Origin of the sequence: Pseudomonas sp. BF-R-24, from assembly GCF_019947335.1 — a bacterium.
Taxonomy (GTDB): Bacteria; Pseudomonadota; Gammaproteobacteria; order Pseudomonadales; family Pseudomonadaceae; genus Aquipseudomonas; species Aquipseudomonas jessenii.
Map to the genome: position 1 here is coordinate 97,215 of NZ_JAGYGG010000018.1, position 20,438 is coordinate 117,652.

Below are 20,438 nucleotides of genomic sequence, written 5' to 3' on the forward strand. Positions count from 1 at the left end.
GCCATGAAACACGAAACTATCGAGAAAAACGTCGGCCTGTTGCTGCTACTGATGATCCTGGCCGTGAGCATCGGCGGCCTGACCCAAATCGTCCCGCTGTTCTTTCAGGACGTGACCAACAAACCGGTGGAAGGCATGAAGCCCTACACCGCGCTGCAACTGGAAGGTCGCGATATCTATATCCGCGAAGGCTGTGTCGGCTGTCACTCGCAGATGATCCGTCCGTTCCGCGCCGAGACCGAACGCTATGGGCATTACTCCGTGGCCGGCGAAAGCGTGTGGGATCACCCGTTCCTATGGGGCTCGAAACGCACCGGGCCGGACTTGGCCCGTGTCGGTGCGCGCTACTCCGATGACTGGCACCGCGCGCACTTGTACAACCCGCGCAACGTCGTGCCGGAGTCGAAGATGCCGGCGTACCCGTGGCTGGTGGCCAACCCGGTCGACAGCAGTCATACCGAAACCAAGATCAAGGCCATGCGTACCCTGGGCGTACCGTACACCGACGAAGACATCACCGGCGCCGTCGCTTCACTCAAGGGCAAGAGCGAAATGGATGCATTGGTCGCCTACCTGCAAGTGCTCGGCACTGCCATCAAGAGCAAGAGGTGAGCCATGCCCCTGTCTTTTACAGAGATCGAATTGAGCACTGGGATGATCCGCGGCCTCGGCACCGTCGTGGTGTTCGTGGCCTTCGTCGGCCTGACACTGTGGGTATTCAACGGCAAGCGCAGCCCGGAATTCGCCGAAGCGCGCCTGTTGCCGTTCGCCGACGAGCCACAACCCGACATCACTGAAGAATCAGCAACAAGGAGTACCCGGCCATGACCACCTTCTGGAGTACGTGGATCTGCGTACTGACCATCGGCAGCCTGATCGGCCTGACCTGGTTGCTGCTCAGCACCCGCAAGGGCGAAACCAAGGGCAGTGTCGACCAGACCATGGGCCACAGCTTCGACGGTATTGAGGAGTACGACAATCCGTTGCCGCAATGGTGGTTCATGCTGTTCGTTGGCACCCTGGTGTTTGCCGTCGGCTATCTGATCCTCTATCCGGGCCTGGGCAACTGGAAAGGCATCCTCCCCGGCTACGAAAACGGCTGGACCGGGGTGCACGAATGGGAAAAGGAAATGGCCAAGGCTGACACGAAGTTCGGGCCGATCTTCGCCAAATTCGCGGCAATGCCCGTGGAAGAAGTGGCCAAGGACCCGCAGGCTCTGAAAATGGGCGGCCGCCTGTTTGCCTCCAACTGCTCGGTGTGCCACGGCTCGGACGCCAAGGGTGCATTCGGCTTTCCCAACCTGACCGACAGCGACTGGCGCTGGGGCGGCAACCCGGAAACCATCAAGACCACCGTCATGGGCGGCCGGATGGCGATGATGCCGGCCTGGGGTGAAGTCCTGGGGGAGGACGGTGTGAAAAACGTCGCTGCGTATGTGCGCCATGGCCTGGCCAAGCTGCCATTGCCTACCGACAGCAAAGCCGACCTGCAAGCCGGACAGCAAGCCTTCAGCACCACCTGCGTCGCCTGTCACGGAGCTAACGGCCAGGGCACTGAAGCCATGGGCGCACCGAACCTGACCCACCCGGCCGGCTTCATTTACGGTACAAGCCTGACGCAGCTTGAACAGACGATTCGGCATGGTCGCCAAGGTCATATGCCGGCGCAGAACGAACTGCTCGGCAACGATAAGGTGCAGTTGCTGGCTGCGTATGTGTACAGCCTGTCCCACGGTTTGAATACCGAGCGCCTGCAGGCTGAAGACAACCGCAAATAAATTCCGACCGCTCTGCTGCCGCATTCTCCCGGATGCGGCAGTTCCCTGCCCCTTTGCGACCCATTGTCGCACCCTCGCACAGACTTTCTTTCGGAACCCCGGATTCGAGTCTAAGCTTCCCCCGATGCGGACTGGCCGGTGCCGGTTCCAGGTCGACCCTGAACGATGTGTTCGACGAATCTGCCCGATGACAGGCCGCAAAGGCTGGTAGATACCGGCTGTCGCGCCAGTTGCCTTCGGTCAGCCAAACGTTGCGTTTGAACACACCGCGTTACATCCGACCTGACCCCCTCGCCTGATCAGTCCGCCGGGACGTTTTGCCCACGGGCAATTTTGTCCCTACGCGGCGCATGGAAAGGCCGCAGAATCAGCTTTTGAAAGCATTGACCCAGGTCATGGCGCGTTGCAATGACCCCCTGCTTTCTCCATACTTGCGGCCGATTTTTAATCCTAATAAAACACCCAAACCGTGGAACCTTAGAATGAGCACAGCAATCAGTCCGACTGCTTATAACTATAAGGTAGTCCGCCAGTTCGCCATCATGACGGTGGTCTGGGGGATCCTTGGCATGGGGCTTGGTGTCTTCATCGCCTCGCAACTGGTCTGGCCGGAGTTGAACTTCGGTCTGGCATGGACGAGCTTTGGACGCCTGCGCCCGTTGCACACCAACCTGGTGATTTTCGCCTTCGGTGGATGTGCACTGTTTGCCACTTCTTATTACGTCGTGCAGCGAACCTGCCAAACGCGACTGATTTCCGACAGCCTCGCCGCCTTCACCTTCTGGGGATGGCAAGCGGTGATCGTCGGCGCGATCATTACCTTGCCGATGGGTTTCACCACCACCAAGGAATACGCGGAACTGGAATGGCCCCTGGCTATTCTGCTGGCCATTGTCTGGGTCACCTACGGTCTGGTGTTCTTCGGCACCATCGTCAAGCGCAAGACCAAGCACATCTATGTGGGTAACTGGTTCTACGGCGCGTTCATCGTCGTGACCGCGATGCTGCACATCGTCAACCACATGTCGCTGCCGGTCAGCCTGTTCAAGTCCTACTCGGCCTACTCGGGTGCGACGGACGCGATGATCCAGTGGTGGTACGGCCACAACGCCGTGGGCTTCTTCCTGACCACCGGCTTCCTGGGCATGATGTACTACTTCGTGCCGAAACAGGCCGAACGTCCGATCTACTCCTATCGCCTGTCGATCGTGCACTTCTGGGCGCTGATCACCCTGTACATCTGGGCCGGTCCGCACCACCTGCACTACACCGCGCTGCCGGACTGGGCTCAGTCCCTGGGCATGGCAATGTCGATCATCCTGCTGGCACCAAGCTGGGGCGGCATGATCAACGGCATGATGACCCTGTCGGGCGCCTGGCATAAGCTGCGCACCGACCCGATCCTGCGCTTCCTGGTCGTCTCCCTGGCGTTCTACGGCATGTCGACCTTCGAAGGCCCGATGATGGCCATCAAGACCGTCAACTCCCTGTCGCACTACACCGACTGGACCATCGGCCACGTACACGCCGGCGCTCTGGGCTGGGTTGCGATGATCTCGATCGGCGCCATCTACCACATGATCCCGAAACTGTTCGGTCGTGCGCAGATGCACAGCACCGGCCTGATCAACACCCACTTCTGGCTCGCGACCATCGGTACCGTGCTCTACATCGCCTCGATGTGGGTCAACGGCATCACCCAGGGCCTGATGTGGCGTGCAATCAACGATGACGGCACCCTCACCTACTCGTTCGTCGAAGCGCTGCAAGCCAGCCACCCGGGCTTCATCGTCCGTGCCCTGGGCGGTGCGTTCTTCGCCACCGGCATGTTGTTCATGGCCTACAACGTATTCCGTACCGTACGCGCCTCGAACCCGGCTGAAGCCAAAGCCGCCGAACAGATTGCCGTAGTTGGAGCTCACTGATGAAGCATGAAGCAGTCGAGAAGAATATTGGCCTGCTGGCCTTCTTCATGGTCATCGCCGTCAGCATCGGCGGCCTGACCCAGATCGTTCCGCTGTTTTTCCAGGATGTCACCAACAAGCCGGTCGAGGGCATGAAGCCCCGCACCGCCCTTGAACTGGAAGGCCGGGACGTTTATATCGCCAACGGTTGTGTCGGCTGCCACTCGCAGATGATCCGCCCGTTCCGTGCTGAAACCGAACGCTATGGCCACTACTCGGTCGCCGGTGAAAGCGTCTGGGACCACCCGTTCCTGTGGGGTTCCAAGCGTACCGGTCCGGACCTGGCCCGCGTCGGCGGTCGTTACTCCGATGACTGGCAGCGTGCGCACTTGTACAACCCGCGCAACGTGGTGCCTGAGTCGAAAATGCCGGCCTACCCGTTCCTCGTGGAAAACAAGCTCGACGGCAAAGACACCGCCAAGAAAATGGAAGTCTTGCGCACGCTCGGCGTCCCTTACACCGACGAAGACATCGCCGGCGCCAAGGATGCTGTGAAGGGCAAAACCGAAATGGACGCGCTGGTGGCCTATCTGCAAGGCCTGGGCACCATCATCAAAAGCAAACGGTGATCTAAATGGATATCGGGATGATTCGTGGCCTGGGCACCGTCGTTGTGATGGTGGCCTTCATCGGTCTGGCGCTGTGGGTATTCAGCCCCAAGCGCAAGTCTGAGTTTGAAGACGCGACCTTGCTGCCTTTTGCGGATGATCCCGAAGCCATCAAGCACGTCGAGCAAGCTTCTAGGAGTAACAAAGAATGACTACATTCTGGAGTCTGTACGTCACAGTCCTCAGTCTCGGTACGATCTTTTCCCTGACCTGGCTGCTGCTGTCGACCCGCAAGGGCCAGCGCACCGAACAGACAGACGAGACCGTCGGGCACTCCTTCGATGGCATCGAGGAGTACGACAACCCGCTGCCGAAATGGTGGTTCATGCTGTTCGTGGGCACCATCATCTTCGCACTGGGCTACCTGGTTCTGTATCCGGGCCTGGGTAACTGGAAAGGCCTGCTGCCGGGTTATGGCTACCTCGACAACGAGAAGCAGACCCCGTTCGCCAACGGCCAGACCGGCTGGACCGGCGTTCACGAGTGGGAAAAGGAAATGGCCAGGTCGGACGCCAAGTTCGGTCCGATCTTCGCCAAGTTCGCGGCCATGCCAATCGAAGAAGTGGCCAAGGACCCGCAAGCCCTGAAGATGGGTGGCCGCCTGTTCGCCTCCAACTGCTCGGTTTGCCACGGTTCCGACGCCAAGGGCGCCTACGGCTTCCCTAACCTGACCGACGCCGACTGGCGCTGGGGCGGCGACGCGCAAGCCATCAAGACCACCATCATGGGCGGCCGTCACGCGGTGATGCCTGCGTGGGCTGAAGTGATCGGCGAGCAAGGCGTGGCCGACGTGGCCGCGTTTGTCTTGACCAACCTCGATGGCCGCAAGCTGCCGGAAGGCGCCAAGGCCGACCCGGTTGCCGGGCAGAAACTGTTCGCCACCAACTGCGTGGCGTGCCACGGTCCGGAAGGCAAGGGTACGCCAGCGATGGGCGCACCTGACCTGACTCACCCGGCAGCGTTCATCTACGGCTCGAGCTTCGCTCAACTGCAGCAGACCATCCGTTACGGCCGTCAGGGCCAGATGCCTGCGCAAGAGGCAATGCAGGGTAACGACAAGGTTCACCTGCTGGCCGCTTACGTCTACAGCCTGTCTCACGGTGAGAAGGCAGCGGACGCCGAGTAAGGCAAACGCTTGAAGCAACAAAAAACGGCCCCGCCAATGTGAATTGGCGGGGCCGTTTTGTTCTTGATACCTATTTCATGACCGGTATCGTCTGGACGACCTTGCGACTTGGCCAGTTATTGCCTCTAACAACGCTAATGGCGAGCGACTGCTTATCATCGGAAAAGCTGGCAATAAGATACGTTTGCTGAGAAGCCGAACCGCTAAGAAATACGGGCACATAACCAAAACGCTCAGATTTTCCCCAATCGAACCAGCTGCCGGCACCCCAGTGATCGTGTCCACCAAAAATCGCCGTCACCCGGTACGTTTCGATCATCTGCTGAAACCTGGCGATCTGCTCACTCGTTCCTTTCCAGTCATACACCTTGTGCATATTAAGAATAATGATCTTGCCCTGCTGGCGGGCACTTCTTAAATCCCGCTCAAGCCAATCGAGTGCAGGCGTGATCTCAAAAGCGGTCGGTCCCAGTGGATTTCCGGACGAAAACTCCACAGCTTAGGTCGGTTCGTTATGCAACTGCACCATATGCACATCACCGAAGTTCTTCGAATAGGCAAGACTGCCATAATAAATCTTCCCCAGACCTGAGCTTCTAATTCCAAGATCCATTGAATCGGCCTTCCCCCAATAACGTTCCTTGAGTTCGACGATACTGCCCGCGGCGCAATTATTCAGAAAACAGTCGTCAACGTTATTCGCGTAATCATGATTACCCAGCCCATAATCATAAACACCTTCAAGTTTCCTCTCGAATACCTCTTTCATATACGAGCGTTCACCACCATGACCGAACGCCGTGATATCGCCATTGATCATCACGGGTATACGGGATGCACCGCCATTGTGCCTCCTGAAATCTGCAATGTCGGAATATTGCAACTCTACCAACTCCTTCGCACGCGCATCGTTGCCTGGAAGTCCTTCATCGGTGAGATCGGTCCAGGGGTACTGCGGATCCGAGACCAGAACCAGATGCTTCGGTGTTTCGGTTGCTGCAACGGCAAGGAGCAGGGGACATAGCAACGAGAATGCAGTCGCCACCAGCAGACCATATTTTCCATGTAAGTTCATAAAAATCCATTTCATCAACGATTAATAGTTACTCCGCAGTAGCGGCGTCCCGCCAGACACTAATCAACCACACAAATAAACCAAACAACAAAACCAATAGAGCAAATTTCCAGTCAATCGCGGAAACATGTCTTATCAACTAAACATCAACGCCAGATTGCTTCGGCAAAAACCGCCACATACACTCACCTATTTCGACAACCCCCGAACTGTAAGACAACCAACTTCAACAAAACGGAAATGGACTTCCATGAGCATTTCAAATAGCTGCAAACTACTTTTCTTACTGGTATTGACCGGTGTTCCCGTCATGTACTCGATGGCCAGCCAATCCCAGCCACAACACCTGGTGTTTGCTGCGGAACCGAAGTATCCCTCCAGTGAAAAATCCGATAACAAAGAACACGAATCCGCAGCCGACAAGGAAGCGCGATCAAAATGGCTGATCAACGCCCAGTACAGCAGCATCGCCGACTTCAGGAACCAACTTGGGGGAGCTGCCACCGTCCCGGTGATGATCAACGGCAACCTGACCGCTTCCGGGCATCCCGGAGAACGCGCCTACGTCCATTCGGTACTGCAAGACAAACTCAACAACCTTTACGACTTTGGCCTGGGCAATCACGACTATGACTTCAATGTCGCAGCTTGCCCCGATTGCGCCGCCGGGAGCGTCGAAGACCTGAAGAATCGCTACTGGGGCAAAGTCGCCACCATGGACCTTTCCGCCAGGGCATCTGTTTTCACGAAGACCTGGTACGGCAGCCTAGCGTATTCCAGGGACTACGGCGATGTTCACCTGGTCCAACTGCACAACGAGCCCACGTACTCCGTCAACTTTTCCACTCAGTCGCTTTTCAATACGACCGCCTACGAGATCAGCGCCTCACTGGACTGGCTGGAGCGCGACCTGCAACGTGCTCGTGCCCAGGGCAAAATCATTCTGCTGAACTTGCACCAGCCGTTTAACTGGCCGGTCCAGGAGCGCGAAATCATGAGGTTTTCCCGGATGCTCGAGGACTATCGCGTGACCGCCGTGTTTTCCGCCGATGCAAACAGGCAGAACGGAAGGTACCCGGCCAGCAACTACATCTATGGTGATACGCCACTCTTCATGAGTGGCTCGGCGACCAGGCAAAGCTGGTTGTCGGCCAGTTTTTCCCCCGACAGAAAGCACCTCACCGTCAACGTCATCGCCGGCAATGACTGGCGCAATCCGGTTGCCAGCCATACCGTTCCGGTTAAATAAAACCGCCGCGACGCCATCGGAGGACCTGATGGCGTCGATGCCCGACAACCGGGCAGCTATACTGCGGATGTCAATTGACCTGCATCATGTTTTGTTACATTCGCTACACCATCCGCGGCTTTCTCCCAACGCGACCAAAGGTCGCACCCGCAGGCTAGAGCGACAGGCGTATCATTGCGCCACTGCAACACCCCTTTTTGACCGCGGTCGGCACGTACTGACCGAGGCATTTTTCCACTGCCGTGGGATGCAATGATGAGCAACCAGATTCCGGTACACGACGTCACTCCACCCACCAAGAACGCGAACAACAGCGTCGACCTCTACGCCTCCAGGGAAAAAATCTACACCCGCGCCTTCACCGGCCTGTTTCGCAACCTGCGGATGACCGGCGGAGCCCTGTTGTTCCTGCTGTATTTCGGCACGGTGTGGCTGGACTGGGGCGGTCATCAGGCCGTGTGGTGGAACCTGCCGGAGCGCAAGTTCTTCATTTTCGGCGCCACCTTCTGGCCTCAGGATTTCATTCTGCTGTCCGGCATGTTGATCATTGCCGCCTTCGGCCTGTTCTTCATCACCGTGTACGCCGGACGGGTCTGGTGCGGCTATACCTGCCCGCAAAGCGTCTGGACCTGGATTTTCATGTGGTGCGAAAAAGTCACCGAAGGTGACCGCAACCAACGCATCAAGCTCGACAAGGCGCCGATGAGCGCTAACAAGTTCGTGCGCAAGTTCAGCAAACACAGCCTGTGGCTGTTGATCGGCTTCGTTACCGGCATGACCTTCGTCGGCTACTTCTCGCCGATCCGCGAACTGGTATTCGAATTTTTCACCGGCCAGGCGGATGGCTGGTCGTACTTCTGGGTCGGTTTCTTCACCCTCGCCACTTACGGCAACGCCGGCTGGTTGCGCGAACAGGTGTGCATCTACATGTGCCCGTACGCACGCTTCCAGAGCGTGATGTTCGACAAGGACACCCTGATCGTTTCCTACGATCCGCGCCGTGGCGAAGGCCGTGGACCGCGTAAAAAAGGTATCGACTACAAGGCCCAGGGCCTGGGTGACTGCATCGACTGCACCATGTGCGTCCAGGTCTGCCCGACGGGCATCGACATCCGCGACGGCCTGCAAATCGAATGCATCGGTTGCGCCGCCTGCATCGATGCCTGCGACGCCATCATGGACAAGATGGACTACCCGCGCGGACTGATCAGCTACACCACCGAGCACAACCTGTCCGGACAGAAAACCCATAAACTGCGCCCGCGCCTGATTGGCTATGCCATTGTGCTGCTGGCGATGATCAGCCTGCTGGTGACGGCATTCTTCATGCGTGCGCTGGTGGGTTTCGATGTCAGCAAGGACCGCGTGCTGTACCGCGAGAACGCCGAAGGCCGGATCGAAAACGTCTACAGCCTGAAAATCATGAACAAAGACCAGCGCGACCATACCTACCTGCTCGAAGCATCCGGCCTGCCGGATCTCAAATTGCAGGGTCGACGCGAGATCAAGGTCGCGGCCGGCGAGATCGTCAGCCAGCCTGCCGAGCTGTCCGTTGCACCGGAAAAACTGCCGTCGAGCACCAACGAGGTGAAATTCATCCTCAAGGACGCCGATGACGACAGCGTCCACATTGAAGCCAAGAGCCGGTTCATCGGCCCACAGAATCGTTGAGAGAACTGAACATGCCCGCAGCAAATGCCGCAAGCCCCTGGTACAAGCACCTCTGGCCGTGGATCATCATCGGGATCCTGGCCTGCTCGGTGGCCCTGACCTTGTCCATGGTGACCATCGCGGTGAACAACCCGGACAACCTGGTCAACGACAACTACTACGAGGCCGGCAAAGGCATCAACCGCTCCCTCGACCGTGAGCTGCTGGCCCAGACCCTGAAAATGCGCGCCAGCGTTCATCTCGACGGCATGACTGGCGAAGTTGACCTGCGCCTGAGCGGCGACAGCCAGCCCAAGACCCTGGAGCTGAACCTGATCTCGCCGACCCAGCCGGAAAAGGATCGCAAGATCACCCTGACCCGCAGCGAAACCGAACAGGGCCGCTACATCGGCCAGTTGAGCGACAAGATCGAAGGCCGGCGTTTTGTCGAGTTGCTTGGCACTCAGGACGAGCACATCTGGCGCATGTTCGAAGAGGAACCGGTCAGCCATGACAAGGATCTGTTGCTGGGTGACGAACCGCTGCAAGGTGCTGAAGACCTGAAGAAGTAAAAGCGCGCTTCGCGCATCGCGAGCAAGCTCGCTCCCACAGTTGATCACCGCCGTGCTCAGAACCTGAGTACACCCATGATCCCTGTGGGAGCGAGCTTGCTCGCGATGAGGCCCTATCCGACGATAGAGATTCAGCAGTACTAGTGAATACTCCATGACCACCACCCCACTCCCCTGCTACCACTGCGCCCTGCCCGTCCCGGCCGGCAGCCGCTTCACCGCTGCGGTCCTGGGGCAAACCCGCGAATTCTGCTGCCCGGGTTGCCAGGCCGTGGCCGAGGCCATTGTCGCCGGTGGCCTGGAAAGCTATTACCAGCACCGCAGCGAAGCCTCGGCCAACCCTGAAGCGCTGCCGGTGCAACTGGTGGATGAACTGGCGCTGTACGACCGCGCCGATGTGCAGCAGCCCTTTGTCCGCCACGATGGCGAACTGGCCGAAACCACGCTGCTGATGGAAGGCATCAGCTGCGCGGCCTGCGGCTGGCTGATCGAAAAACACCTGCGCACCATGCCGGCGGTAGCCGAAGCGCGCCTGAACCTGTCCAACCATCGCCTGCACGTACGCTGGGCCGATGGGCAGTTGCCGCTGAGCCAGGTCCTCAGCGAACTGCGTCACATCGGGTACGCCGCACACCCGTATCAGGCCGACCGGGCCAGCGAACAACTGGCCAGCGAAAACCGCCTGGCCCTGCGCCAGCTCGGCGTGGCCGGTCTGCTGTGGTTCCAGGCGATGATGGCAACCATGGCCACCTGGCCTGAATTCAACATCGACCTCAGCCCCGAACTGCACACCATCCTGCGCTGGGTCGCGCTGTTCCTCACCACCCCGATTGTGTTCTACAGCTGCGCGCCGTTCTTCAAAGGCGCCATGCGCGATCTGCGCACCCGCCACCTGACCATGGACGTTTCGGTGTCGCTGGCCATCGGCAGCGCCTACATCGCCGGGATCTGGACGTCCATCACCGGGGTCGGCGAACTGTATTTCGATGCCGTCGGCATGTTTGCCCTGTTCCTGCTGGCCGGGCGTTATCTGGAACGCCGCGCCCGCGAGCGCACCGCCGCCGCCACCGCGCAGCTTGTGAATCTATTGCCCGCCTCGTGCCTGCGATTGACAGCCGACGGCCAGAGCGAACGCATTCTGCTCAGTGAACTGCGTGTCGGCGATCAGGTGCTGGTTCATCCGGGCGCCATTCTCCCGGCTGACGGCAAGATCCTCGACGGCCAGTCGAGTGTCGACGAGTCACTGCTGACCGGCGAATACCTGCCGCAACCACGCACCCTCGGCGACGCGGTCACCGCCGGCACAATGAACGTCGAAGGCGCACTGACCGTCGAGGTCCAGGCCCTGGGCCAGGACACTCGCCTCTCGGCCATCGTGCGCCTGCTCGATCGCGCCCAGGCCGAAAAACCGCGCCTGGCGGAAATCGCCGACCGCGCCGCGCAATGGTTCCTGTTGTTGTCGCTGATCGCTGCCGCCGCGATTGGCCTGTTGTGGTGGCAGTTGGATGCCTCGCGAGCCTTCTGGATCGTGCTGGCGATGCTGGTGGCGACCTGCCCGTGCGCCTTGTCGCTGGCGACGCCGACCGCCCTCACCGCCGCCACCGGCACACTGCACAAACTCGGTCTGTTGCTGACCCGCGGCCATGTGCTGGAAGGCCTGAACCAGATCGACACGGTAATTTTCGACAAGACCGGCACCCTCACCGAAGGACGCCTGGCGCTGCGCTCGATCCGCCCCCTCGGCGCGCTCGACAGCGATCAATGCCTGAGCCTCGCCGCCGCCCTGGAAAACCGCTCCGAACATCCGATCGCCCGCGCTTTCGGTCGTGCGCCGACGGCTGCCGAAGAAGTCCACAGCACACCGGGCCTTGGCCTGGAGGGGCTGGTTGATGGGCGGCGTCTGCGTATCGGCCAACCGGGTTTTGTCTGCGAACTCAGCGGCGCCATGGTGTCATCGATGCCCGAAGAACCCGGCCAATGGCTGCTACTGGGCGACAGCGAGGGACCGCTGGCCTGGCTCGTCCTCGATGATCGCTTGCGTGCCGATGCGCCCGCGCTGCTCGCCGCGTGCAAGGCCCGTGGCTGGCGCACGCTGCTGCTGTCCGGCGACAGCTCGCCGATGGTCGCCAGCGTGGCGGCGGAACTGGGTATCGATGAAGCCCGCGGCGGCTTGCGTCCGGACGATAAACTGCAGGTCCTGCAACAACTGCACAAGGAAGGTCGCAAGGTGTTGATGCTGGGCGACGGGGTCAATGACGTGCCGGTGCTGGCGGCTGCGGATATCAGCGTCGCCATGGGCTCGGCCACCGACCTGGCGAAAACCAGTGCCGACGCCGTGCTGCTGTCCAACCGCCTCGACGCGCTGGTGCAAGCCTTCAGCCTGGCGCGGCGCACCCGTCGGGTCATTATCGAGAACCTTCTGTGGGCCGGGTTGTACAATGGCCTCATGTTGCCCTTCGCCGCCCTCGGCTGGATCACTCCGGTATGGGCGGCGGTGGGCATGTCGATCAGTTCGTTGACCGTGGTGCTGAACGCGCTGCGCCTGACTCGCATGCCGAGCGCGCCCGCCCCCGGCACCACGCCAGAAACCCGCCCGCTGCCGGCCTGAGCCGCGCGGGCATGGAGTCCAGATGCCAGCTCTTTACGTGATGATTCCCGCTGCGCTGCTGATCGTGGCCATCGCCGTCTATATCTTCTTCTGGGCGGTGGACAGCGGTCAGTACGACGACCTTGACGGCCCGGCCCACAGCATCCTGTTCGACGACCAGGACCCGAACCACACCGCCGCCGTCGACGAGGCCAGCGGCCAACCGGCCAAAACGGACGACAAGGCCCCACCCCATGCTTGAATTGACGCCACTGCTGGTGTCTGCGGTGATCCTCGGCTTGCTCGGCGGCGGCCATTGCCTGGGCATGTGCGGCGGCTTGATGGGCGCGCTGACCCTGGCGATTCCCAAGGAGCAACGCAGCCGCCGCTTTCGTCTGCTGCTGGCCTATAACCTGGGCCGGATTCTGAGCTATGCCTGTGCCGGACTGCTGATCGGCCTGGCCGGATGGGCCGTGGCCAGCAGCCCGGCGGCGATGTTCCTGCGCATCCTCGCCGGCTTGCTGCTGATTGCCATGGGCCTGTACCTGGCCGGCTGGTGGAGCGGCCTGACCCGTATCGAAAGCCTCGGTCGAGGTCTGTGGCGGCATATCCAGCCAGTCGCCAACCGGTTGCTGCCGGTGTCGAACGTTCCGCGTGCGCTGCTGTTGGGCGCGCTGTGGGGCTGGCTGCCGTGCGGCCTGGTCTACAGCACCTTGTTATGGTCGGCCAGCCAGGGCAACGCGCTGGACAGCGCATTGTTGATGCTCGCGTTCGGGCTCGGCACCTGGCCGGTGCTGCTGGCGACAGGCCTTGCCGCCGAGCGCATCACCGCACTGTTGCGCAAGCGCAGCGTGCGGATGGCGGGTGGGATGCTGGTGATGTTGTTTGGCATCTGGACGTTGCCGGGGCCGCATCAGCATTGGTTGATGGGGCATTAAACCGGCGGCGCGCCCATCGCGAGCAAGCTCGCTCCCACAGGGGAGTCGCTGTGTACACAAAACCTGTGGGAGCGAGCTTGCTCGCGATGAGGCCCTCACAAACGACAAAGATTCTGACCTTGATGCAAATCAAGATGCCCCACCCCGCCCTCGCATAAAGTGGCTGACACTGCCAGCCTATCCGGGGGAATGCCCGCATGATGCTCGACGCCATTCGTTGGGACACCGATCTGATCCGCCGTTATGACCTGGCGGGACCACGCTACACCTCATACCCGACCGCCGTGCAATTCAACAGCCAGGTCGGCACCTTCGACCTGTTTCATGCCCTGCGCGACAGCCGCAAAGCCCAACGGCCGTTGTCGCTGTATGTGCACGTGCCGTTCTGCGCGAACATTTGCTATTACTGCGCCTGCAACAAGGTCATCACCAAGGATCGCGGGCGGGCGCAGCCGTACTTGCAGCGACTGGAACAGGAAATCCAGTTGATCGCCTGCCACCTCGACCCTACGCAGAAAGTCGAGCAACTGCACTTCGGTGGCGGCACACCGACCTTTCTCAGCCACGACGAACTGCGCCAGTTGATGGCGCATTTGCGCAAACACTTCAATTTGCTGGACGACGACTCCGGCGACTACGGTATCGAGATCGACCCGCGCGAGGCCGACTGGTCGACCATGGGCCTGCTGCGGGAACTGGGTTTCAATCGGGTCAGCATCGGCCTGCAAGACCTCGACCCGGCCGTGCAACGTGCAGTCAATCGCCTGCAAAGCCTGGAAGAAACCCGCGCGGTGATCGATGCCGCCCGCACCTTGCAGTTTCGCTCGATCAATATCGACCTGATCTACGGCCTGCCGAGACAGACACCGGAGAATTTCGCCCGCACCGTGGAAGAGGTCATCCGCCTGCAACCGGACAGACTATCGGTGTTCAACTACGCCCACCTGCCAGAACGCTTCATGCCGCAGCGGCGCATCAACAGCGATGAACTGCCGACACCGGCGCAGAAACTGGAAATGCTGCAGCGCACCATCGAGCAACTGATCGGCGCCGGTTACCGCTACATCGGCATGGACCACTTCGCCCTGCCCGACGATGAACTGGCGATTGCCCAGGAAGAATCGACCCTGCAACGCAATTTCCAGGGCTACACCACCCACGGTCATTGCGATCTGATCGGCCTCGGCGTGTCGGCGATCAGCCAGATCGGCGACCTGTACTGCCAGAACAGCAGCGACCTGAACCAGTACCAGAACGCACTCGCATCCATGCAACTGGCCACCAGCCGCGGCCTGCTGTGCAATGCCGATGACCGGCTGCGGCGTGCGGTCATCCAGCAATTGATCTGCAATTTCAGTCTCGAATACGCTGACATCGAGCAGGCCTTCAACATCGATTTCCAAGGCCACTTCGGCGAACTCTGGCCTCAACTGCAGGATATGGCCAAAGACGGGCTGATCGAACTCGATCGCGACAGGATCACCATCCTGCCCGCAGGGCGACTGTTGGTGCGCTCGGTGTGCATGGTGTTCGACGCGTACCTGGAACAACACAGTCGCCAGCGATTTTCACGGGTAATCTAATTCTGCAAGCTAGCGCCCCAGACTGGCCTCGATATCCTATGGTGAGTTACCCTTACGTCTTATGTGTGAATTCCCACAAGGATTGAAGAAATGTCCGAGCCAGTAAAACTGCGCGCTCATAATCAAGCCCATTGCAAGGATTGCAGCCTGGCCCCTCTTTGCCTGCCACTTTCGCTGAATCTGGAAGACATGGATACGCTGGACGAAATCGTCAAACGTGGCCGACCGCTGAAAAAAGGCGAATTTCTGTTCCGTCAGGGCGATACCTTCAATTCTGTCTACGCGGTCCGTTCTGGCGCCCTCAAGACCTTCAGCCTGAGCGACACCGGTGAAGAACAGCTCACCGGCTTCCACCTGCCCAGCGAACTGGTCGGTCTGTCGGGCATGGACACTGAAAAGCACCCTGTGTCGGCACAAGCCCTGGAAACCACCTCGGTGTGTGAAATTCCTTTCGAACGTCTCGACGAACTGGCCCTGCAATTGCCGCAATTGCGCCGTCAGCTGATGCGGGTGATGAGTCGCGAAATCCGTGACGACCAGCAGATGATGCTGCTGTTGTCGAAAAAGACCGCCGACGAACGCATCGCCACCTTCCTGGTCAACCTTTCGGCACGTTTCCGCGCCCGGGGTTTTTCCGCCAATCAGTTCCGCCTGAGCATGTCGCGTAACGAAATCGGCAACTACCTGGGCCTGGCGGTGGAAACCGTGTCCCGCGTCTTTACCCGCTTCCAGCAAAACGAGCTGATTGCGGCAGAAGGCAAGGAAATCCGGATTATCGACCCGATCCAGCTGTGCGCCCTGGCCGGTGGCTCACTGGAAGGCTGAAACAAAACGTTGCGGCTGAGCGAAACGGTTCAGCCGCCGTTATACTGCGTCGTTTGCAGCCCTGCCAGGACACCACGACGATGGTCTTCGACTCCTTCGACATCAAATCCCTCATCCGCCCTGTCATCGACTTCCCGAAACCGGGCGTGATCTTTCGCGATATCACCCCGCTGTTCCAGTCGCCCACGGCCCTGCGCCTGGTGATGGACAGCTTCGCCCACCGTTATGTCGAGGCTGACTTCACCCACATCGGCGCGATGGACGCCCGTGGCTTCCTGATCGGTTCGGTACTGGCCTATCAGTTGAACAAGCCGCTGGTGCTGTTCCGCAAGCAAGGCAAGCTGCCAGCCGACGTGCTGGCCGAGGGCTATGCGACCGAATACGGCGAAGCCTTCCTGGAAGTGCACGCCGACAGCCTGTGCGAGGGGGATTCGGTGGTGATGTTCGATGACCTGATCGCCACCGGCGGCACCCTGATTGCCGCCGCCAACCTGATCCGCCGCATGGGCGCCCGGGTGCATGAAGCGGCGGCGATCATCGATCTGCCGGAGCTGGGTGGCTCGCAGCGCCTGGAAGACATGGGCATTCCTACGTTCTGCCTGACGCAGTTTGCGTTGACTGATAAATAATCTGGCGCCTGTACTGACGCCTTCGCGAGCAAGCCCGCTCCCACAGTGAATTGCATTCTTCCTGACAGTACGCAGTCAAGTGTGGGAGCGGGCTTGCTCGCGAATGGCGTCAGCCGCCACACCGCCGATTACAGCCCCATCTGCTTGCTGATGATCTCGTTCATCACTTCCCGCGTCCCGCCGCCAATCGACAGGATCCGGTTATCGCGGTACAGCCGCTCCACCAGACTCTCGCGCATGTAACCCAGCCCACCGAGTATCTGCACCGCATCGTTCACGATCCGGTCCGCAGTATCTGTCGCAAAATTCTTGGCCATGGAAATCTCCTTGATCACACTCTGCCCCGCTGCCATTTTCGCGGCCTGGCGGTATGTGAACTCCCGGGACACCTCCAGCGCGGTCGCCATCTCGGCGAGGCGATGCTTGATCACCTGAAACTTGCCGATCGGTTTGCCAAAGGCTTCGCGCTGGCGCGCCCATTTCAGGCTCTCTTCCAGCGCAAGCTGTGCGGTCATGTTGGCCATCAATGCCAGGGCCAGGCGCTCGCTCTGGAAGTTGCCCATGATGCAGGCGAAGCCCATGTTCTCGGCGCCGATCAGGTTTCCTGCGGGCACTGGGCAATCATCGAAGAACAGTTCAGCCGTGTCTGACGCCCACCAGCCCATTTTCTTCAGCTGCCGTCCTACGGTGAATCCCGGTGTGCCCTTCTCGATCAGTAACAGGCTGATGCCACCGAAACCCGGTTCGCCCGTTCGCACGGCAACCGTGTAGAAATCCGCGCGCACGCCGCTGGTGATAAAGGTCTTGCTGCCACTGACCCGGTAGAAATCGCCGTCGCGCACCGCTCGGGTTTGCAGGTTTGCGACGTCGGAGCCACCGCCAGGCTCGGTGATGGCCAGGGCGCTGATCTTCTCTCCCGACAGCACCTGGGGCAGCACTCGATCCCGCACTTCGGGTCGGGCCCACTTGAGGATGGGCGGCAAGCCGATATCCAGCGACCCCAGGCCGGCGACCAACCCGCCTGAGCCGCAGCGCATCAACTCTTCACTGGCGGCAACCTTGGCGAACAGATCCCCTTCGTGGCTGCCTCCGTAGGCCTCCGGGTACCCGATGCCGAGAATCCCCGCCGCGCCGGCCTTGAGGTAGAGCTCGCGAGGAAAGCTTTCGGCTTCTTCCCACTGCGAGATGTCGGGAAGAATCTCGCGCTCGACGAAACGTCTGACGCTGTCACGGACCAATTGGTGGCTGGGGTCGAAGTATTCCTGAAAGGCAGGCATCGGCGAGCTCCACTGAAGGGGTCAGTGAAGTTAACCGAGCGCTTGCTTGGTTTTCAACAGGATTGTGTGAATCAGCGACACCGAGGTGCGCCCTTCGCGAGCAAGCCCGCTCCCACAGGGGATTGCATTCCAAATGTGGGAGCGGGCTTGCTCGCGAAGGCGTCAGCAAAGACACCGCACAACTCAGAGCGAAATCGGCTTACGCCCGGCAAACGAATGCGCCAGCGTCCCGCCATCCACCAGCTCCAGTTCGCCACCCAGCGGTACGCCATGGGCGATGCGCGAGGCGATCAGGCCTTTGCTGCTGAGCAATTGGGCGATGTAGTGCGCCGTGGCTTCACCTTCCACGGTCGGGTTGGTGGCCAGAATGACTTCGGTGAAGGTGCCGGCCTCTTCGATCCGTGCCATCAACTGCGGAATGCCGATGGCATCCGGCCCCAAGCCGTCGAGCGGCGACAGATGGCCCTTGAGCACGAAATAGCGCCCGCGAAAACCGGTCTGCTCCACCGCATAGACGTCCATCGGCCCTTCCACCACGCAGAGCAGGGTGTCGTCGCGACGGGTATCGGCGCATTGCGGGCACAGATCATCTTCCGTCAACGTACGGCACAAGCGGCAGTGACCGACCCCTTCCATGGCCTGGCTCAGGGCCAGCGCCAGGCGCGAGCCGCCGCTGCGGTCACGCTCGAGCAACTGCAACGCCATGCGCTGGGCGGTTTTCTGACCCACGCCTGGCAAAATTCGCAGGGCGTCGATCAGTTGGCGAATCAAAGGGCTGAAGCTCATGGTGGAAAAGTCCGACAAAACAACGAGACGCGGTTTATACCCGCGCCTCGGTTGAGCGTCAAATTGCAGCGTCAATTACTCAGTCCCGGGAAACCCGAACCACCAACTTGCCGAAGTTGCGCCCTTCCAGCAGGCCGATGAACGCATCAGGCGCCTGTTCCAGGCCATCGACCACGTCTTCGCGGAACTTCACCTTGCCATCGCGTACCCAGGGCGCCATGGCACTGAGGAATTCCGGCTGGCGATCACCATAGTCATCGAACACGATGAAGCCCTGGATGCGCACTCGCTTGGTCAACAGGGTGCGCTGCAACAGTGGCAGGCGATCCGGGCCGCTCGGCGCCTCATGGGCATTATAGGACGCGATCAAGCCACACAGCGGAATCCGTGCCTTGGGATTGAGCAATGGCACCACGGCGTCGAATACCTTGCCGCCGACGTTTTCATAATAGATGTCGATGCCCTTGGGACAGGCTTGCGCCAGTTCGTCGGCAAAGTCCGGGCTCTTGTGGTCGATGCAGGCGTCGAAACCCAACTCGTCGACCACATAACGGCACTTTTCCGCTCCACCCGCCACACCGACCACGCGCAGCCCCTTGATCTTCGCCACCTGGCCGACCACCGAGCCCACCGCCCCGGACGCCGCTGCAACCACCAGGGTTTCGCCAGCCTTCGGCTGGCCGATGTCCATCAGGCCCATGTACGCAGTCATGCCCGGCATACCCAGTACCCCGAGAGCCATCGAAGGGCTTAGCAGCGCGGGAATCGGAATGATGCTGCGACCGTCATTGATGCTGTGGCTTTGCCAACCGGTGGCACCCACCACCAGATCACCTTCCTGAAACTTCGGATTGAGCGACCGCTCGACCCGGCTGACAGCGCCCCCGGTCATGACTTCGCCGATTTCCACCGGTGCGGCGTAGGAAGGTGCGTCACTCATGCGTCCGCGCATGTAGGGATCCAGCGACAGGAAAACCGTCTTGAGCAGCACCTGACCGTCGGCCAGGTCCGGTAGCGCCACCCGCTCCATACGGAAGTTTTCCGGCGTTGGCGCGCCCACCGGGCGAGAAGCCAGGACAATGCGTTGATTGAGGGTCAGGGGGTCGGACATGGCAGCGTCTCCTGTGATCGATGAGGTTCTGTGAGGTAGGGAGCAGACCTTTGTGGCGGTATGGCGTTCGATGTTTATTCAGCAAGACCGAGGCGACTTCTTCGCGAGCAAGTCGGATCGCCGCACCGCCGCTCCCACATTTGGAATGCAATCCCCTGTGGGAGCGAGCTTGCTCGCGATGACGGCATTCCAGACACTACATCTCCAATGCCGAAAACAAAAATGCCAGGCGCAATGCCTGGCATTTTTGTAGCTCATCTGCCGCCTGAAGGCGAATCAGAATGGCAGTTTCATGCCCGGCGGCAGTTGCATGCCGGCAGTCATGCTGCCCATTTTGTCCTGGCTGTTGGCTTCGATCTTGCGCACGGCATCGTTGACCGCGGATGCGATGACCGCTTCCAGCATTTCCTTGTCGTCTTCGCTCATGCCTTCGACCAGGCTTGGGTCGATGGTCACGCTCTTGACGTCATGACGACCGGTCATCACCACGGTGACCATATCGCCACCGGCCTTACCGGTGACTTCGGCGTTGGCCAGTTCTTCCTGCATCTTGGCCATTTTTTCCTGCATCTGCTGCGCCTGCTTCATCAGGCCGGCCATGCCACCTTTCATCATGGTAATCACCTCAAAAGTACTTGGATTAAAACAGCGCCCGGCCCATGCGGCCAGGTGCCTTCAGT

General features: G+C 60.2%; 20 protein-coding genes and 1 pseudogene. 16 read left to right on the forward strand and 5 right to left on the reverse strand.

Annotated features, from left to right (window positions below; translation table 11 throughout):
• The first annotated feature begins 3 nt into the window (after positions 1-3).
• The 7 genes from ccoO (KGA98_RS16155) to ccoP (KGA98_RS16185) all read left to right on the forward strand — a co-directional run bounded on the left by ccoO (KGA98_RS16155) (position 4) and on the right by ccoP (KGA98_RS16185) (position 5,476).
• Positions 4-612, forward strand: coding sequence for a cytochrome-c oxidase, cbb3-type subunit II (gene ccoO, locus KGA98_RS16155; RefSeq protein ID WP_057715669.1), 609 nt, complete (start codon positions 4-6; stop codon positions 610-612).
• 3 nt (positions 613-615) lie between these two features.
• Positions 616-828: a cbb3-type cytochrome oxidase subunit 3 gene (locus KGA98_RS16160; RefSeq protein ID WP_223473374.1), complete on the forward strand. Its 213-nt coding sequence runs from the start codon at positions 616-618 to the stop codon at positions 826-828.
• On the forward strand, positions 825-1,778 hold the full coding sequence (gene ccoP / locus KGA98_RS16165; RefSeq protein ID WP_150812400.1) for a cytochrome-c oxidase, cbb3-type subunit III: 954 nt from the start codon (positions 825-827) through the stop codon (positions 1,776-1,778). The genes KGA98_RS16160 and ccoP (KGA98_RS16165) overlap by 4 nt, the downstream gene beginning before the upstream one ends.
• 482 nt (positions 1,779-2,260) lie before the next feature.
• The gene (ccoN, locus tag KGA98_RS16170) at positions 2,261-3,703 is read left to right on the forward strand and encodes a cytochrome-c oxidase, cbb3-type subunit I (protein WP_008050393.1); all 1,443 of its coding nucleotides are present in this window, start codon (positions 2,261-2,263) and stop codon (positions 3,701-3,703) included.
• On the forward strand, positions 3,703-4,311 hold the full coding sequence (ccoO, locus tag KGA98_RS16175) for a cytochrome-c oxidase, cbb3-type subunit II (protein WP_009042961.1): 609 nt from the start codon (positions 3,703-3,705) through the stop codon (positions 4,309-4,311). The genes ccoN and ccoO (KGA98_RS16175) overlap by 1 nt, the downstream gene beginning before the upstream one ends.
• Positions 4,312-4,316: 5 nt before the next feature.
• A complete protein-coding gene (locus KGA98_RS16180; protein ID WP_003175465.1) occupies positions 4,317-4,502 on the forward strand; it encodes a CcoQ/FixQ family Cbb3-type cytochrome c oxidase assembly chaperone in 186 nt (61 codons plus the stop codon).
• On the forward strand, positions 4,499-5,476 hold the full coding sequence (gene ccoP, locus KGA98_RS16185; protein WP_150812399.1) for a cytochrome-c oxidase, cbb3-type subunit III: 978 nt from the start codon (positions 4,499-4,501) through the stop codon (positions 5,474-5,476). Before KGA98_RS16180 ends, ccoP (KGA98_RS16185) begins: the two co-directional genes overlap by 4 nt.
• A gap of 70 nt (positions 5,477-5,546) precedes the next feature.
• On the opposite strand, the pseudogene KGA98_RS28690 reads toward ccoP (KGA98_RS16185), so the two are convergent.
• Positions 5,547-6,551: pseudogene (locus tag KGA98_RS28690) on the reverse strand (metallophosphoesterase family protein).
• A 250-nt stretch (positions 6,552-6,801) separates the two neighbouring features.
• Here KGA98_RS28690 and KGA98_RS16195 point away from each other — a divergent pair.
• The 9 genes from KGA98_RS16195 (at position 6,802) to KGA98_RS16235 (ending at position 16,584) form a co-directional block, all read left to right on the forward strand.
• Entirely contained in the window at positions 6,802-7,800 is a 999-nt protein-coding gene (locus KGA98_RS16195) for a metallophosphoesterase family protein (protein WP_150812398.1), read from the forward strand.
• 255 nt (positions 7,801-8,055) lie between these two features.
• Positions 8,056-9,471, forward strand: a complete 1,416-nt coding sequence (ccoG, locus tag KGA98_RS16200) for a cytochrome c oxidase accessory protein CcoG (protein WP_090454077.1) — start codon at positions 8,056-8,058, stop codon at positions 9,469-9,471.
• An 11-nt stretch (positions 9,472-9,482) separates the two neighbouring features.
• A complete protein-coding gene (locus KGA98_RS16205) occupies positions 9,483-10,022 on the forward strand; it encodes a FixH family protein (RefSeq protein WP_057715675.1) in 540 nt (179 codons plus the stop codon).
• Between the two features lie 154 nt (positions 10,023-10,176).
• Complete coding sequence (locus KGA98_RS16210) at positions 10,177-12,630, forward strand: heavy metal translocating P-type ATPase (RefSeq protein ID WP_223502787.1); 2,454 nt, start codon at positions 10,177-10,179, stop codon at positions 12,628-12,630.
• Positions 12,631-12,652: 22 nt separating this feature from the next.
• Positions 12,653-12,871, forward strand: a complete 219-nt coding sequence (gene ccoS / locus KGA98_RS16215; protein WP_056721958.1) for a cbb3-type cytochrome oxidase assembly protein CcoS — start codon at positions 12,653-12,655, stop codon at positions 12,869-12,871.
• Positions 12,864-13,547, forward strand: coding sequence for a sulfite exporter TauE/SafE family protein (locus tag KGA98_RS16220; RefSeq protein ID WP_154946542.1), 684 nt, complete (start codon positions 12,864-12,866; stop codon positions 13,545-13,547). Before ccoS ends, KGA98_RS16220 begins: the two co-directional genes overlap by 8 nt.
• A gap of 200 nt (positions 13,548-13,747) precedes the next feature.
• Entirely contained in the window at positions 13,748-15,130 is a 1,383-nt protein-coding gene (hemN, locus tag KGA98_RS16225) for an oxygen-independent coproporphyrinogen III oxidase (protein WP_223502796.1), read from the forward strand.
• Positions 15,131-15,220: 90 nt separating this feature from the next.
• A complete protein-coding gene (gene fnr, locus KGA98_RS16230; protein ID WP_223502788.1) occupies positions 15,221-15,955 on the forward strand; it encodes a fumarate/nitrate reduction transcriptional regulator Fnr in 735 nt (244 codons plus the stop codon).
• Between the two features lie 80 nt (positions 15,956-16,035).
• Positions 16,036-16,584, forward strand: coding sequence for an adenine phosphoribosyltransferase (locus tag KGA98_RS16235; RefSeq protein ID WP_027921719.1), 549 nt, complete (start codon positions 16,036-16,038; stop codon positions 16,582-16,584).
• A gap of 128 nt (positions 16,585-16,712) precedes the next feature.
• Here the strand turns inward: KGA98_RS16235 and KGA98_RS16240 are convergent, their stop codons facing one another.
• The 4 genes from KGA98_RS16240 to KGA98_RS16255 all read right to left on the reverse strand — a co-directional run bounded on the left by KGA98_RS16240 (position 16,713) and on the right by KGA98_RS16255 (position 20,373).
• The gene (locus tag KGA98_RS16240; RefSeq protein WP_150812393.1) at positions 16,713-17,861 is read right to left on the reverse strand and encodes an acyl-CoA dehydrogenase family protein; all 1,149 of its coding nucleotides are present in this window, start codon (positions 17,859-17,861) and stop codon (positions 16,713-16,715) included.
• Between the two features lie 183 nt (positions 17,862-18,044).
• A complete protein-coding gene (recR, locus tag KGA98_RS16245) occupies positions 18,045-18,647 on the reverse strand; it encodes a recombination mediator RecR (RefSeq protein WP_150812392.1) in 603 nt (200 codons plus the stop codon).
• 79 nt (positions 18,648-18,726) lie between these two features.
• On the reverse strand, positions 18,727-19,758 hold the full coding sequence (locus tag KGA98_RS16250; protein WP_223502789.1) for an NADP-dependent oxidoreductase: 1,032 nt from the start codon (positions 19,756-19,758) through the stop codon (positions 18,727-18,729).
• Positions 19,759-20,034: 276 nt separating this feature from the next.
• Positions 20,035-20,373: a YbaB/EbfC family nucleoid-associated protein gene (locus KGA98_RS16255; protein ID WP_007971455.1), complete on the reverse strand. Its 339-nt coding sequence runs from the start codon at positions 20,371-20,373 to the stop codon at positions 20,035-20,037.
• Between the last annotated feature and the right edge of the window lie 65 nt (positions 20,374-20,438).